Here is a 16,512-nt window from a genome sequence, read left to right as displayed (position 1 = left end):
TTGGCGGAAAACATTACAGATGCAAATGGGGACTATTATTTCCATACAGATATGCGATATATAAACTGAATGGTACAAATAAGCGCCATCTGTACTGGTCCTTCTCAATTTATCAGGTGATACCAATGACTCGTTACCAACAACTGGCTGATATTCTTAGTCAACGGATTAAAGAGGGGCTGTATATTGCCGGGGAGCGGTTGCCTTCTGTCAGAGTATTGAGTGACGAGCATGGTGTTAGCATCAGTACCGTCCAGCAGGCTTATCGGCAACTGGAGGAGTGCTTGCTCATTGAAGCGCGAGCAAAATCGGGTTATTTCGTGCGTTGCAGTTCAAACCTGCCTTCTTTACCGGAGACATGCACTCATGCTCAGCGGCCGGTAGAGATATCACAGTGGGAAAATACGCTGGCATTTTTGACCAGAGGCGATCAAACGAATGTTATTCATTTAGGTGTCGGTTCGCCCGATCTTTCTGGGCCGGGACTAAAAATACTCAGCCGATTGCTTAGCCGAATTAGCCTACACCAAAGTGAGGAAGTGCTGGAGTACGACAATATTTATGGTACTCCGGTGTTGCGTGAGCAAATTGCCCGGCTGATGCTGGACAGCGGTAATCATCAGTCGGCTGAAAATATCATTATTACTTCTGGCTGCCATGGCGCATTGGCTATCGCATTGGGGGCGGTTTGTCAGGCTGGTGATATTGTTGCTATCGATTCCCCCAGTTTTCATGGTGCGATGCAAACCCTGAAAGGGATGGGAATGAAGGTGATTGAGATCCCGACCGATCCGGTGGTGGGGATCAGTTTGGAGGCATTGGAAATGGCATTGGATCAATGGTCGATCAAAGCGATTCAGCTTACTCCAACCTGCAATAACCCTTTGGGCTACAATATGCCGGACGAACGCAAGAAGGCTTTACTGACCTTAGCTCAGCGCTATGATGTGGCAATTATTGAAGATGATGTGTATGGCGCGTTGGCTTATCAATATCCGCGCCCACCGACCATTGCCTCATTTGATGATGATGGTCGGGTGTTACTGTGCAGTTCTTTCTCTAAAACGGTGGCACCTGGTTTACGTATTGGTTGGATTGCACCGGGGCGCTATTTAGAGAAAGCGCTGCACATGAAATATATTTCTGCCGGGCGGGTGGCGTCGTTGCCGCAACTGGCGATGGCCGAGTTTATCAAGCAAGGCCATTACATGCAGCACTTGCGCCGGATGCGCCGCCAATATCAACGTAACCGCGATATTATGACCGGCTGGGTAATGAAATACTTTCCACCGAGTACTTGCCTGAGCAGGCCGCAGGGTAGCTTTATGCTCTGGGTCGAATTGCCTCATGGATTTGATAGCTTGCGGCTTAATCGCTGCTTATTACCGCAGGGAGTACAGGTTGCGGCTGGGTTTATTAGTTCAGCTTCAGGGAAATACCGCAATTGCCTGCGGCTCAGTTACAGCAAACCAATGACCGCAGAAATCGAACGGGCAGTGCAAATTGTCGGTAAGGCAATTTATGAATTATTGGCGGAAAGTGAACCTAAAGTGACCGAAAAGCTAAACTAGCCATAGGCAGGCAAAGTTACCTAAGCAGGTAAAGTTAATGGCAAAGTACCTGCGGCGCAGAGAACTGGCAGATGGTAAAGACACGGTAAAATTATCCTTGATGATTCGAACCGCGCCATTCCTGATGCGGGCGCTTTACTCTTCTGATTATCCTTACGGCGCTCCGATAGCGCCATCGTGATTTGGCAGTGGTCTGACTGGCTGCTCGTTTTGAGCCTCGTAATGTGTATCACTTACTGGCGCAAATAGATCTGTGGTAGGGCGGTTTCAGGGTGGCGTGAAATCCCCAAATCTGCCTGATACCAGCGAGTCAGTGTCTCGGCATTGAGCACTTCCTCTGGTGTGCCACAGGCCACCAGTTCCCCTTGGGCCAGCAGCAGGATTCGATCCGCATACAGCGCTGCCAGGTTCAAATCATGCAGTACGCAACAGACTGCCAGTGGTTGTTGATTGGTCAACTGCCGCAGCAAGCGCAGCGTATGCTGTTGATGATACAAATCTAACGCCGATGTTGGTTCATCAAGAAACAGCCAGCGTGGTGTCGGTTGTGGTTGCCACAATTGTGCCAATACGCGGGCTAATTGTACCCGTTGTTGTTCACCGCCGGATAGGGCACGGTAGTCACGCTGCGCCAGAGACAAACAATCCGTCTGAGCCATTACCTCTTCTAATGCTTGCCTCTTTTGTGCCGCCCCATAAGGGGCCCGGCCCATCTGAATCACTTCGCTAACACTAAACGGAAAAGCCAGATTACTGTATTGCCGCATCACGGCGCGGGTACGGGCCAATGCCTGCGGTTGCCAACTCTTCAGGTTTTTGCCGAGCAATTGGCATTGACCATCTGAAGGGGGGAGATAGCCCGTCAACAACCGCAGCAGGGTTGATTTCCCCGCGCCGTTCGGCCCGATAATGGCGACCATTTCGCCGCTGGCAATTTGCAGCGAAACATTCTTGATTAGCTTTTGGCCCTGCACATGATAGGAGAGCCGGTTGGCCTCTAATAACGCTGTAGGTGCTACCGAATTATTCACCCCAGCTATATTAACTCCTGCCATGTCAACCAATTCAATATTAACCACTTACCCGCTCCCGCTGACGTAAAATCAGCCATAGAAAATAAGGGCCACCCAGTAGGCTGGTTATCAAGCCTACAGGCATTTCAGCCGGGGCAACTAAGGTACGGGCCAGCGTATCGGCGGTCAGTAACAGACAAGCTCCACCCAGCGCAGCTCCGGGCAGCAACCAGCGGTGGTCAGCCCCGATACGCATGCGGATAAGGTGTGGCACGACCAGCCCGATAAAACCGATAACCCCACTGACAGCCACAGCGGCACCGATCAAGATGGCACTCAGTAATAACAAACGCAGTTTGGCTTGGTGCACATTAACACCGAGGTAGTGCGCCTCTTCATCTCCTAGCTGCAACAGGTTCAACTGACGCGCCTGTAATAACCCAAGCACACAAGCAGGTAGGATCAGCGAAGCCGCCACCATCACTGTTGACCACTGGGCCTGGCCTAAGCTCCCCATACTCCAGAGTGAGAATTGGCGTAATTGCTGGTCATCACTGATATAGGTCAGCACCCCGACAGCGGCACCGCACAGGGCATTAATGGCGATCCCTGCCAGTAGCAGGCGAGATAAGTTTCCATGGCCCCAGCGGCTGAGGGTGAAAATGATGACCGAAATGGCCAAACTGCCGATGAAGGCACCGACCATGTGACTGTAAAGTGCCAGTAGCGGTGGCAGGCTGAATGGCATAACAATAATCAGCCCGACACACAACGCGGCACCACTGCTGATACCCAATAGGCCGGGATCAGCCAGTGGGTTACGGAATAACCCCTGCATGATGGCACCGGAGACCGCCAACGCACAGCCGACAACGACTGCCAACAACACGCGCGGCAGGCGGATATTCAACCAGATATGCCACATGGCATCATCTAATGATGCATGCCACAAGGTACGAAACGAGAGCGTCAAAGCCCCCATATTGGCCGAACCGAGTGCTAATAGGATCAGAACCATCAGTAAGATGCTCAGCATCAGGCGCGGATGGACACGACAATTCATTGCGCTTGTTCCATGCTTTCACGCAGCAGCGCCAGTACTTGCGGTGTTTCCAAACCAAAGCCAAGTAATGCCATGTCATCAACCACCAACAGACGCTGATGTTGACCTGCCGGTGTCAGGGCTATACCGGGTAATTTCCAGACCCCCTCACTGCCACCCAGCGCTTTCACGCCAGCATGGGTAATCAGCAATAAGTCCGGTGCACTGGCAATTACCCCCTCTTGTGACAGCGGGCGATAGCGGCTAAAGCCTTGCATCGCATTGTTGCCACCGGCGGCACGGATCATGGCATCCGCCGCGGTATTCTGACCTGCTGCCATGGGGGTCAGGCCACTGTGACTCATAACAAACAGTACTTTTACCGGCAGTGGTGTGCTGCTCACTGCAGCTAAACGTTGCTGGTAGTCTTTAATCAGTTTTTGCCCTTGTTCTGGTTGATGAAGCGCTGCGGCGACGGCATTAATCTTCCCTGTGACACTTTCCGGTGTGGTCTGCCCCGGTACGGTAACCACGTTCACCCCACTATCGGCAACCTGTTTGAGCACCAATGAGGGCTGAGCCAGTTCGCTGACTAATAGCATGGTCGGTTTCATTGCCAAAATCCCTTCGGCATTGAGCATTCGCATGTAACCCACGTCAGGCAGCTTCTGCACTGCTTGTGGTTGTAGACTGGTGCTGTCACGAGCCACAATCTCGCCACCGGCACCGAGTGCATAGGCGATTTCTGTTACATCCCCACCAATAGTGACAATACGTTCTGCGGCGAATGTATTTAGCGGCAGAAGACCTGCGCTCAGTGACAGAATGAAAGGGAGTGACCGCAGCCTTAATCTCATGCGGCGATATCCTTATGGGTCAAGCGGGATACCTGCTCACGCCATTGATTTTGTTCTGGTTTCCCTTCGGTGCGCTGACCGTAAAGTTGAGCCAGTTGGCTACCATCGGCGGCAAACAGCTCCAGGCTGGTGACAAACCCATCCTTGGTCGGTTTACGGGTGATCCAGCTTTCAGCAATCGCCGTTTCAATCAGATGCAGCGTAAAGCGTTTGTTGAAAACGTTAATCCAGCCTTGATACGGGGTTACTTTCTCTATTAAACCGGTGAAAATTTGCACACAACCACGGTTACCCACAAAAATCATGATTTCGTTCTGATCCTGCTGGGCGATATTCAACAGTTGTGTCAGTGAGCTGTTATCAACACGATAGGCGAGATCATCACCGACGGCGCGGAAAGCTTGCTGACGGGTCAGATTATTGCGCTTAAGTAACTGGAAGAATTGGTGCACATCGGTCATGGCACGCCATTCGGTATCCACGGTGGCATTATTAACCGCAGGTTCGGTTACGTCAGGTGTACTTGGTGGCTCTAATGGCAAGGTGGGGTTTGTTGCGGTAATAAACTTCGCCAGCACGGCTTGCCAAGCCACCATATCCGTGTGTTCGGTGGCATACACTTTATGTAGCGCATCGCCCTGCTGGTCGAAGAACTGGATACTATGGCGCATGCCGTGGGATGTCTCTTCTGACAGCGTGAATGCGCTGGCCCACTGATTGAGGAACAACCGTAAATCCAATTCTCGCGGGTTAAGGATTAAGCCGGCATGACCATTCAGATGTTGATTCTGGTAACGGCCCATTTGTTCATGTACGGCATAGGTGTTGCGGGTAATAGCCTTGGCTTCACCCACCGCTTCCAATGCGTTCAGCAGGGCGCGAGCATCACCTTGTAAACGTTTTGCATCCTGGCCCACGCGGCTATGGGTCAGTTCCGCTTCTGATATGCCCATCAATGTTGCTAAATCACGTGCATATTTACCCGGATTCTCTGCTTTGGCTTGTATGTATTGCTCATATATAGATTTGCTCATTGATGAAATCCTCGTTCTATTGATATTTTATATGCAGGTGACAGCGTTAAATGATAAGCCGGTAATCCACAAATTGAATTACCGGATGAGTAGTTTCAGACTATCTTTTTTTAATGGGTTACCACTGGTAACTCACGAACAGCTTCGCGTTGCGGCCATCTTGTGGCACCCCTTGGGGGGCGTAGTACTCTTTGTCGAATGCGTTACCCAGTACCACGGTTGTCGTGACACCTTTCAGTTGTTGCTGGCCTTTGTAGCTGACATAAAAATCATTGAGACCATAACCGGCCTGACGTTTACCGGTGCTTAACGGCTGGGAACGGTCAGCAAATGTGGCAATCCAACCCAGCGCGAATCCACTGTTGGCAACCGGGATATCGACTACGCTGGTGATAGTATCCGGGCTAATGGATTCGAGCCATTCATTGGTGCTCTGATTTTTACCCCGGGTACGGTTATAGGCCAGATCCCAGTTAAACAGGGCTGTTTTGTAGCTCATGGTGGCATCCCAACCCCAAATTTTTGCCCGGTCGATATTCACTGATGATGTGGTCCTGCGCGAAACAGTCATGTTGATGTAGTCTTTCGCGTTGGTATCGAAGTAGCTGGCCTTGAATTGCAGATCGTCTTCAGCCATTAGCAAATCATTGAAACGTAAGCCAAATCCGTACTCTTGGGTTTCATTGGTTTCCGGTTTTAGGTTTGGATTCGGTACCCAATAGTTGCCGGGGAAATGCCGTGAATCGTTGTACATTTCACCCATAGTTGGTGCGCGGAAAGCTTGGGCATAGGAGCCAAACAGCATCAACCAGTCCGTGGGGGTAACGCTAACTGCGCCGCGTGATGACCATTTGTCAGCATCGACGTCGGCATAGCCTTCACTGCTGCCGCTATAGTTGTCATAACGGGTACCGGCTAAAATGGACACTGGCAGATCGCGTAAGGTGATTTCATCTTGTAGCCAGCCGGAGCCAAACCGGATATCTGCTTGTGGGAAGCTGGTCGTCGCGCCTCCCGGTGTTTGCTCTTGTTTATAGGCTTCTGTGCCGTAAGTCAGCAGGTGTGATGCAATGCTGTCGGTAAACAAACGCGTCCGGTTTTCCAGCTTTCCACCTTCCGTGGTTTGTTTACGCCCCTCTTCGGCTGAACCTTGTGGCCGTGCATTGATTGCCACTTCAGAGTAGTAAACCCGTGCGGTGGCATTCAACCACTCCTGATCCAGTGGTTTAAGGTGGTAACTGAGTTGGGCATCACGTTGGATCGTTGAACGATTGGTTATGACATTACTGCTTGAAGCTGCGCTGGTTTGTGGATTTTTAGGTTCTATTGCGTTGTTGTTGTAATAGCGCAGATTGGCACTCAGTGACTGAATCGGGTCAATATGCCAGGTTCCTTTTGCCAGCACATTACTGATGGTTTCGTCATTCGGTGCCTCAAAACCATTACTCTGGCGGATATTGCCGATATCACGGGTACCGAAAGAGAGAATGCCATCAACATCATCGGTGCGGCCATAGGCACTGGCACCCAGACCAAAACTGTGATCACCGGTAGCCGCAGAGCTGTAAACGCGGTAACCGGTATTTTGGCCCGCTAACAGCAAGTCAGCGGCCTCGACTGTTTCAAAAGAGATAACGCCACCTAATGCGCCACTGCCGTACAGCAGGGCAGATGGGCCACGCACCACTTCAACGCGTTTTACCAGTGCCGGATCGAGGAAAGTGGCGTTCAGATGGCCAGTATCGGTACCTTGGCGAATGCCATCAACCAGCGTTAACACGCCTTGCTTGCCGTAGCCACGTAGTGTCACATCCTGACCGTTGACACGCCCGCTGCCGGTGACGGTCAGCCCCGGTATTTTGCGCAGCATATCTGCCGCAGAGGTAGCGGTCTCACTGGTCGGTGAGCTACTTTCAATCACGGTTACCATCATCGGTGCTTCAAAGCTACTGCGCTCATTACCTGTTGCAGTAACTACCATGGTATCGGTGGTGTGCTTTTTACTGCTTGTCGACGTGGCAGTGGTATCCGCCGCTTGAACGGTCAAAGGCAGTGTGCAAGCGATTGCCAAACTGAGTGGGGACCAACGGAAACGGTCAGAAATGAAACGAGGCATGTCGGCAATTCTCCATATTTTCTATGCGAATAAAACAGATATATAGGTTGCTGGCTGCCTTGATTCGAAAATCTGGGTGGCTTGCTCTCCCCTGCGTACTTTGATGCTACCTCGGTGTTAACGGCCTGGTTGCAATACCAATGATGTTGGGGCTGTATAGGTTATTTGGTCAGTATTAGTTTGCCGGCCTTGGTTTGGCGCAGTTGATAATATTCACCTTGATGAACGATAAAGGCGACACCGAGCTCTCCCAGCAGTTGTTCGCTGGTGATAGACAGGGGCTTATTTACCGTCGAATACTCGACAGCAGGTTCGTCGTTCAAATTCGGTGCTTTGCTCAACTGTTTATCCATATATTTAGCATGGTAATGATAATAAGTATCATAAGCATTATCATATATGTTTGAATGTTACATCAAGACATATTTATTGTTAATTGATTTTTTAGCTAGCGAACTAAATCTGGCTCGACAAGTGCGTAAGTTTGATGCCAGCACCATCCGGGGCTTAAGGCCGTTAATGGCTGAATCAGGCAATCGCACGCGGGTCAGTAGTTGGCTTGGCTGAATGGACGAGATAATCGCGTAGCTGTACTTAGCCAAAAAACACCCGCAGCCACGACGGTCTATGGCCTTCTGACGGCACTGGCAGAAAGTGAAGAAACTAAATATAATGAGGTCATACATTAACCAGAATTATATTAAGGAGGATTACTATGTTGACCCGTGAATTGTTTCTTTATTCACTCGTCTTTAGTGATCGTGATTGCTCAAGCGTTACCGGTATCGTGCTGCGATAACCTGCTTGAGCGAAGCTAACTAACACTCTGACAACTTCCCTCCGGCTTACCGGTTATCGTCGGCTTTATTGACGATAGGCATCTCTATGCCTGTAAAACTTGAGTAAGCAATGACCACATTACTTTCTGCAAAATCTGTCGGTTACGACAACACTTTCGGCCCACTGCTGGCTGAGATTTCCTTCGGCCTGAAAAAAGGTGACCGCATTGGTTTGATAGGCCATAACGGTTGTGGAAAAAGTACTCTGCTGAAAATCCTCAGCGGTGATCTTCCCGCCACGGCCGGTACTATCAATACCGCTAACCAGTGCCTGATGGCTCGGGTTGAACAACATCTCCCTGCCGCCTTAGATGATTGCACCTTACTGGATGCGGTGCTCAATCACCTCCCCAATAGCCTGCATCAACCAGAACGTTGGCAAGCAGAGGTTTTGCTCGTCAGCTTGGGGTTTGATGAACCCACTTGGACACTGACTGCCGGTACGTTAAGTGGTGGTCAGCATACGCGCCTATTGCTGGCACGAGCACTGATCCGCCAGCCAGATTTGCTGCTATTGGATGAACCCAGTAACCACCTGGATTTACCTACCCTGCTGTGGCTGGAGCAGTTTCTCCTGAATTGGGGTGGCAGTTTTGTACTGGTTTCACATGATCGCAGTTTGCTGGATCGTGTGACCAACAGTACCTGGATTTTGCGGGACAAGAATCTGCAATTTATCCGCCTGCCTTGCACTCAGGCACGGCAGGCATTGGCGGAGAAAGATATCTCGGACAGTCATCGCCGTTTAGCCGAACAAAAGGAAATTGATCGGGTAGCAAAAAGCGCCAAGCGACTGGCCATCTGGGGCAGCGTGTATGACAACGAAAAGCTGGCGCGTAAGGCTAAACAAATGGAGAAGCAGGTCGATCGCCTCAAGGATGATCAAACTCAGGTTACCGCCGGTAATCAGTGGCAATTGCGCCTAAATGGCGAAGCTCTGGCGGCAGACCGAGTGCTGGCACTCTCAGATTTACGGGTTCGACCAGCGGCTCAGGCACCGGTGCTATTTGAATTGGCACAATTTCGGGTCAAAAGCGGTGATCGCGTCGCACTGGTAGGCCGCAATGGCTGCGGTAAATCTTCTCTGTTGCACTGCCTATGGCGGGCCTTTAGCCAACCAGAGACCGCCGACGTGGGAGTGACGTTCCATCCTAGGGTACGTGTGGGCTATTACGACCAAAGTCTGCAACAACTGCGTGATGAAGACACTCTATCTGAGGCTTTAACCTCCTTTGCACCTTTGACCGAAGATCAGCGAAAAATGGCGTTGATCGGTGCCGGATTCCCCTATCTTCGGCATCAGCAGCAGGTTAGCACCTTGAGTGGTGGCGAGCGTTCACGCTTGTTATTTATCGGCCTGACACTGGCTAACTACTCATTGCTACTGCTTGATGAACCGACTAACCATCTTGATATGGAAGGTAAAGAAGAGCTGGCAAATACGCTGAAAACCTTCAGTGGTGCGGTGTTGCTGGTTTCCCATGACCGTACATTGATTGAACAAAGCTGCAATCGTTTTTGGTTAATCGATAAGCAGCGGTTGGAAGAGTGGCACCATCTAGAACCGGTCTATGCCATTTTGGCCGATAAACCTGCATCAGTTTCTGTGCCCGCCTCCACATTCGAACCTGAGTCGATAATGTTAGTGGAAAGTGAAGAAGAGCAGTTGTTGGCTGAGTTGTTGGAATTGGAAAGTAAGCTGAAACAGGATCTGGCACGTAAGTTCAAGCATCAGAAGCCAGAGCTGCAATGCCAGTGGCGACAACAGATAGCGCAATTAAACACCTTACTTGATTTGATGTAATGCTCAAGCCGCAAGGATGCGGCTTGTTTTTGTGGCACGGCTAATCGAACTCAGCGAGCCCATTTTAGATTATAAAAACTAATCCAAATTCCAGAATGTCGACCGCGTTACATTTATTGAAATAAACAACTGGTTGAAAGATCAAGTTCACTTCTTTTTGCTGTAATCATCACATTAATGCAGTTTTTTGTGTCGTAGCATCCTGCCGAACGAAATACATAATTCTTAGGAATTTTAATCTGCAAGGCTATGAAAGATGAAAATTTACAGTAACTTACCTATAACTCTCAATGATGTAATTGATGCACAAAAACGATTGAGAGGGCATATCTACAAAACAGGATTAGCGAGGTCGAATTATCTGAGTGAACGCTGTCATGGCGAGATTTTTCTGAAGTTTGAGAACATGCAACGTACCGGTTCATTCAAAATTCGCGGGGCATTCAATAAGCTCAGCTCACTCAGCGAAGAGGAGAGAAGGCAAGGGGTTGTGGCCTGTTCGGCGGGTAATCATGCACAAGGCGTTTCTTTATCCTGTGCCATGTTGGGGATTAACAGCAAGGTGGTGATGCCAAATTGCGCCCCTAAATCAAAAATTGCAGCGACCAGTGAATATTCTGCGCAGGTGGTGCTACATGGTGAGAATTTCAACGATACCATAGCAAAAGCCAGCGAAATTATTGAAATGGAAAACCGTATCTTTATTCATCCTTTCGATGATGAAAAAGTGATTGCTGGTCAGGGTACTATCGGGCTGGAAATACTCGAAGATCTCTATGATGTCGATAATGTGATTGTCCCTATTGGTGGCGGTGGGCTAATTGCCGGTATCGCGCTGGCAATTAAATCTATTAATCCAACCATTAATATTATTGGCGTCCAGTCAGAGAATGTTCACGGCATGGCGGCATCTTATTATAGCGGCAGCATTACTAACCATCGTAAAACCGGTACGCTTGCCGATGGCTGTGATGTGGCTCGCCCAGGTACGCTACCTTTTGAAATCGTCAAAACATTGGTTACCGATATTGTACTGGTCAGTGAAGATGAAATAAGAAAAAGTATGATTGACCTTATTCAACGTAACAAGATTATTACCGAAGGTGCAGGTGCATTAGCATCCGCAGCATTATTAAGCGGCAAACTAACAGATTATATTACCGGCAAAAAGACCGTCAGCATTATATCCGGCGGCAATATTGATTTATCGCGCGTATCACAAATAACGGGATTAGGCAGTATTTCGTAAAATATATTAATAAGGAATTTATTAATGGATATCGATAATGCTATTACAACCACTACCACAATCGAAACAAAAACGTGGCGCAAATCAGATACAACCTGGACTTTGGGATTATTTGGCACAGCAATAGGGGCAGGCGTTTTATTCTTTCCAATTCGCGCGGGTTTCGGCGGTTTAATTCCTATTTTAATTATGTTGGTGTTGGCTTATCCCATCGCCTTTCTCTGTCATCGGGCGTTGGCTCGTTTATGTTTATCCGGCAGTAACTGTTCAGGCAATATTACGGAAACAGTGGAAGAACACTTCGGTAAAACCGGTGGTGTGGTCATTACCTTCCTCTATTTTTTCGCCATTTGTCCATTGCTGTGGATTTACGGCGTAACCATCACCAATACTTTTATGACCTTCTGGGAACATCAACTCCAACTGGCTCCGCTAAACCGTGGTGTAGTGGCACTGGCGTTGCTGTTGCTGATGGCCGCAGTGATTTACTTCGGTAAAGATCTGATGGTTAAGGTGATGAGTTTTCTGGTATTTCCGTTTATTACTTGTCTGGTATTGATTTCACTTTCACTGATCCCTTACTGGAATGCCTCGGTTATTGAGCAGGTGGATTTGAGCCAGATTTCTCTGCTAGGGCACGATGGCATACTGGTGACCGTGTGGCTGGGTATTTCCATCATGGTGTTCTCTTTCAACTTCTCGCCGATTGTCTCTTCTTTCGTGGTCTCAAAGCGCGAAGAATATGAACCGGAGTTTGGCCGTGATTTTACTGAGAAAAAATGCTCTCAGATTATTAGTAAGGCCAGCATGTTGATGGTGGCTGTGGTGATGTTCTTTGCCTTTAGCTGCCTGTTTACGCTGTCGCCGCAAAATATGGCAGAAGCTAAGGCACAAAATATTCCAGTGCTGTCTTATCTGGCTAACCATTTTTCTGCCATGTCCGGTAGCAAATCGACTTTCTCCATTACGTTGGAATATGCCGCTTCACTGATTGCGTTGGTCGCTATTTTTAAATCCTTCTTCGGACATTATCTCGGTACGTTGGAAGGTCTTAATGGCCTGATTATTAAGTTCGGCTACCAGGGTGATAAAACTAAAATATCCGGTGGCAAACTTAATCTGGTCAGTATGTTCTTTATCATGGGATCAACCTGGGTGGTGGCTTATCTCAACCCAAATATCCTTGATTTAATTGAAGCCATGGGTGCGCCAATTATCGCCTCACTGCTGTGCCTGCTGCCTATGTACGCTATCCATAAACTGCCTTCTCTGGCCCGTTTCAGAGGCCGGCCAGAAAACTATTTTGTTACCCTCGTCGGTCTGCTGACCATCTTCAACATCGTCTACAAATTAATATAATTACGGCGCTTAAAAGCCCGTGTTTTGCCCAAAAAACGCGGGCGGAGTAATCACATGACATTAAATCCTACAGTTTTGGTTATTAATTGTGGTTCATCATCTATTAAATTTTCAGTGCTGACAGCCCACAATTGTGAAGCGGTAATCTCCGGGATTGCCGATGGTATTGGTACTGAAAAACCTTTTTTGCGGATTGATAGAGTCACTCAATTTCAATTGGCTAAATGGAATTACGTTGATGCATTGGCAGCGATTGCCGATGAGCTGGAAAAGCGTGGCCTTAATAAATCAATTTCGCTGATTGGCCACCGTATTGCCCATGGTGGTGAAATATTCAGTGAATCGGTGCTGATTGATGATTGGGTAGTGGCGGAAATCAAAAAGGTTTCACCACTGGCCCCACTGCATAACTACGCCAATTTGCATGGTGTTGAGGCGGCACGTCAGTTATTTCCTGGCATCAAACAAGTTGCCGTATTTGATACCGGTTTTCATCAAACATTAAAACCGGAGGCTTATCTCTATGCGTTACCTTACCGCTATTTCCGCGAGCAGGGGGTACGACGTTATGGTTTTCATGGTACGTCGTATCGCTATGTGGCAGGGCTTGCCGCGAGTTTCTTCGGATTTGACGGGAGCGACTGCGGCCTGATTATCGCTCATTTGGGGAATGGTGCGTCTGTCTGCGCGGTTCAGGACGGCAAAAGCGTCGATACATCGATGGGCATGACCCCATTGGACGGTTTGGTCATGGGAACACGCAGTGGTGATGTGGACTTTGGCGCACTGGCATATCTGGCGCGCCAGACCGGAAAAAGTTTGGAAGACCTGGATCATATGCTTAATAAGGAGTCCGGTTTATTGGGGATCTCTGGTCTGTCCGCTGATATGCGGACGTTGGAGAAAGCCTATCACGAGGGGCATGAAGCGGCGCGTCTGGCGATACATACCTTTGTGCACCGCCTTACACGACATATTGGCGGGCATATTAGTTCGCTGCGTCGCTTCGACGGCCTGATTCTGACCGGGGGGATTGGCGAAAATTCATCGCTTATCCGTCAGTTAACGCTGGAGCATCTGGCCGTTTTTGGTATCGACGTCGATCACGGTAAAAACAACCGGCTACAGCATGGAACCTCCCACGTCATCACTACCGCACGCTCACGGGTCGTTGCCGCAGTGATCCCCACCAATGAAGAAAAAATGATTGCGCTCGATGCCGTCCGCCTCGGCTACACACAACAGAGCGCAGCGGTTCCCGAGGCTGTTTTTTGACCCTCCAGCCCATGAAATCACCACCTATATTCTGTTTATTGGAGTTTGTTCATGAAGATTGATGTTGATGTAGATAATAAAAAATATACCGATGCATGGCTCGGATTTAGCGGGAACAATTGGCACCGCGAAATTAATGTCAGAGATTTTATCCAGCAGAACTATCAGCCTTATGAAGGTGATGAGTCGTTTCTCTCCGGGGCCACCCCTGCGACCCAAAAATTATGGGAACAGGTTATGGAGGGTATTCGTTTGGAGAATGCGACTCATGCGCCGGTAGATTTTGATGATGATATTGCCACCACCATCACTGCCCATAACGCGGGTTACATTGAACAGCGGCTGGAAAAAATCGTCGGACTACAGACCGATAAACCGCTGAAGCGTGCGTTACACCCTTTTGGCGGTATTAACATGGTACAAAGCGCATTTGACGCCTATGGCCGTGAGATGAATACCAACTTCAAATATATCTTCACTGATTTACGTAAAACCCATAATCAAGGTGTATTCGACGTCTATTCGCCTGAGATGCTGAAATGTCGTAAATCCGGCATTTTGACCGGCCTGCCGGATGGCTATGGACGAGGGCGCATTATTGGCGACTATCGGCGTATCGCACTTTACGGCATTGCCTATCTGGTGCGAGAACGTGAGCTACAGTTCGCCGATTTACAGCCACAACTTGAGCAAGGTATTGAGTTGGAAAGTGTGATTCGCCTGCGCGAAGAACTGGCTGAACATCGTCACGCGTTGTTGCAGATTCAAACGATGGCTGCCCGCTACGGTTGCGATATCTCCGGTCCGACCAAAAATGCTCAAGAAGCCATTCAGTGGCTCTATTTTGGTTATCTGGCCGCAGTGAAATCGCAAAATGGAGGTGCGATGTCACTGGGCCGCACCGCGACATTCCTCGATATTTATATTGAGCGCGATTTAGCCAACGGGGTGCTGAGCGAGCAGCAAGCGCAGGAGCTTATTGATCACTTCATCATGAAGATTCGCATGGTGCGCTTCCTGCGGACACCTGAGTTCGATTCGCTGTTCTCCGGTGATCCGATTTGGGCTACGGAAGTGCTGGGCGGAATGGGCCTGGATGGCCGAACCCTAGTGACCAAGAATACTTTCCGTTATCTCAACACGTTGGAAACCATGGGGCCAGCGCCGGAGCCGAATTTAACCATTTTATGGTCGGAGGCGTTGCCACAGGCGTTTAAGCGTTATGCGGCCAATGTCTCGATCCAGACATCTTCGTTGCAGTATGAAAATGACGATCTGATGCGGCCAGATTTTAATAGCGACGATTATGCGATTGCCTGCTGTGTCAGTCCGATGGTGATCGGCAAGCAGATGCAGTTCTTTGGTGCGCGCGCCAATCTGGCTAAAACGCTGCTGTATTGCATCAATGGTGGCATGGATGAAAAACTCAAAATTCAGGTCGGCCCGAAATGTGCCCCTATGACCGATGATGTTCTGGACTATGAGCGGGTGATGGCTAGCCTCAATGTGTTTATGGATTGGTTAGCGGTGCAATATATCAGCGCCCTGAATCTCATCCATTATATGCATGACAAATACAGCTACGAAGCGTCACTGATGGCACTACATGATCGCGATGTCTATCGCACCATGGCTTGTGGTATCGCCGGGCTTTCGGTGGCGGCGGATTCGCTTTCAGCGATTAAATACGCCAAGGTTAAACCTGTCCGTGATGCCGATGGGCTGGCTGTCGATTTTGCTATTGAGGGCGAATATCCTCAGTACGGTAACAACGACGAGCGTGTCGACAGTATTGCTTGTGATTTGGTTGAGCGTTTTATGAAGAAAATCAGCAAGCTGCCAACCTATCGCAATGCCGTGCCGACGCAGTCAATTCTGACTATTACCTCTAATGTGGTGTATGGGCAGAAAACGGGTAATACACCCGATGGCCGGCGCGACGGTATGCCATTTGCACCAGGTGCCAACCCGATGCATGGACGTGATCGCAAAGGGGCCGTGGCATCACTCACTTCTGTCAGTAAGTTGCCATTCAAATATGCCAAAGATGGGATTTCTTACACGTTCTCGATTGTCCCTGCGGCCTTAGGCAAGGACTCGGCGGTGCGTAATAATAATCTGGTCGGTCTGTTGGATGGCTATTTCCACCATGATGAGTCGATGGAAGGTGGGCAGCATCTTAATGTCAATGTCATGAACCGTGACATGCTACTGGATGCCATCGAACATCCAGAAAATTACCCGAACCTCACCATCCGTGTTTCTGGTTATGCAGTACGTTTTAACGCCCTGACGCCAGAGCAGCAACAGGATGTGGTCTCCCGTACTTTCACCAACACGTTATAATTGTTGG

Annotated in this window: 13 protein-coding genes; 7 read left to right on the top strand and 6 right to left on the bottom strand. The window is 49.2% G+C overall.

Annotated elements, in window-relative coordinates; all coding sequences use genetic code 11:
• Positions 1–125 precede the first annotated feature (125 nt).
• On the top strand, positions 126–1,571 hold the full coding sequence (locus EL015_RS19580) for an aminotransferase-like domain-containing protein (RefSeq protein ID WP_005187292.1): 1,446 nt from the start codon (positions 126–128) through the stop codon (positions 1,569–1,571).
• Between the two features lie 37 nt (positions 1,572–1,608).
• Positions 1,609–1,752, top strand: coding sequence for a hypothetical protein (locus tag EL015_RS21760; RefSeq protein WP_005187295.1), 144 nt, complete (start codon positions 1,609–1,611; stop codon positions 1,750–1,752).
• Between the two features lie 52 nt (positions 1,753–1,804).
• Here the strand turns inward: EL015_RS21760 and EL015_RS19575 are convergent, their stop codons facing one another.
• The 6 genes from EL015_RS19575 to hemP all read right to left on the bottom strand — a co-directional run bounded on the left by EL015_RS19575 (position 1,805) and on the right by hemP (position 7,986).
• The gene (locus EL015_RS19575; protein ID WP_005187297.1) at positions 1,805–2,626 is read right to left on the bottom strand and encodes a heme ABC transporter ATP-binding protein; all 822 of its coding nucleotides are present in this window, start codon (positions 2,624–2,626) and stop codon (positions 1,805–1,807) included.
• Positions 2,627–2,642: 16 nt separating this feature from the next.
• Positions 2,643–3,647 carry a FecCD family ABC transporter permease gene (locus EL015_RS19570; RefSeq protein ID WP_032906808.1) on the bottom strand — a complete coding sequence of 335 codons (1,005 nt, stop codon included), beginning with the start codon at positions 3,645–3,647 and terminating at the stop codon, positions 2,643–2,645.
• Entirely contained in the window at positions 3,644–4,483 is an 840-nt protein-coding gene (locus tag EL015_RS19565; RefSeq protein WP_032906809.1) for a heme/hemin ABC transporter substrate-binding protein, read from the bottom strand. The genes EL015_RS19570 and EL015_RS19565 overlap by 4 nt, the downstream gene beginning before the upstream one ends.
• Positions 4,480–5,517 (bottom strand): hemin-degrading factor, encoded by a 1,038-nt coding sequence (locus EL015_RS19560; protein ID WP_005187307.1) that lies wholly within the window; start codon positions 5,515–5,517, stop codon positions 4,480–4,482. Before EL015_RS19560 ends, EL015_RS19565 begins: the two co-directional genes overlap by 4 nt.
• 118 nt (positions 5,518–5,635) lie before the next feature.
• Positions 5,636–7,633 carry a TonB-dependent hemoglobin/transferrin/lactoferrin family receptor gene (locus tag EL015_RS19555; protein ID WP_005187309.1) on the bottom strand — a complete coding sequence of 666 codons (1,998 nt, stop codon included), beginning with the start codon at positions 7,631–7,633 and terminating at the stop codon, positions 5,636–5,638.
• A gap of 161 nt (positions 7,634–7,794) precedes the next feature.
• Positions 7,795–7,986, bottom strand: a complete 192-nt coding sequence (gene hemP, locus EL015_RS19550; RefSeq protein ID WP_005187312.1) for a hemin uptake protein HemP — start codon at positions 7,984–7,986, stop codon at positions 7,795–7,797.
• Positions 7,987–8,542: 556 nt separating this feature from the next.
• On the opposite strand from hemP, the gene EL015_RS19545 reads away from it, so the two are divergent.
• The 5 genes from EL015_RS19545 to pflB all read left to right on the top strand — a co-directional run bounded on the left by EL015_RS19545 (position 8,543) and on the right by pflB (position 16,505).
• Positions 8,543–10,276 carry an ABC-F family ATP-binding cassette domain-containing protein gene (locus EL015_RS19545; RefSeq protein WP_005187317.1) on the top strand — a complete coding sequence of 578 codons (1,734 nt, stop codon included), beginning with the start codon at positions 8,543–8,545 and terminating at the stop codon, positions 10,274–10,276.
• A gap of 256 nt (positions 10,277–10,532) precedes the next feature.
• Complete coding sequence (tdcB, locus tag EL015_RS19540; protein WP_005187319.1) at positions 10,533–11,525, top strand: bifunctional threonine ammonia-lyase/L-serine ammonia-lyase TdcB; 993 nt, start codon at positions 10,533–10,535, stop codon at positions 11,523–11,525.
• 24 nt (positions 11,526–11,549) lie between these two features.
• Entirely contained in the window at positions 11,550–12,884 is a 1,335-nt protein-coding gene (gene tdcC, locus EL015_RS19535; protein WP_005187320.1) for a threonine/serine transporter TdcC, read from the top strand.
• Between the two features lie 54 nt (positions 12,885–12,938).
• On the top strand, positions 12,939–14,159 hold the full coding sequence (gene tdcD / locus EL015_RS19530) for a propionate kinase (protein WP_032906811.1): 1,221 nt from the start codon (positions 12,939–12,941) through the stop codon (positions 14,157–14,159).
• A gap of 51 nt (positions 14,160–14,210) precedes the next feature.
• Positions 14,211–16,505 carry a formate C-acetyltransferase gene (gene pflB / locus EL015_RS19525; RefSeq protein ID WP_005187324.1) on the top strand — a complete coding sequence of 765 codons (2,295 nt, stop codon included), beginning with the start codon at positions 14,211–14,213 and terminating at the stop codon, positions 16,503–16,505.
• The last annotated feature ends 7 nt before the right edge of the window (positions 16,506–16,512 follow it).

This window comes from Yersinia intermedia (assembly GCF_900635455.1).
Classification (GTDB): Bacteria; Pseudomonadota; Gammaproteobacteria; order Enterobacterales; family Enterobacteriaceae; genus Yersinia; species Yersinia intermedia.
This window is presented reverse-complemented; position numbering and strand designations above follow the sequence as displayed.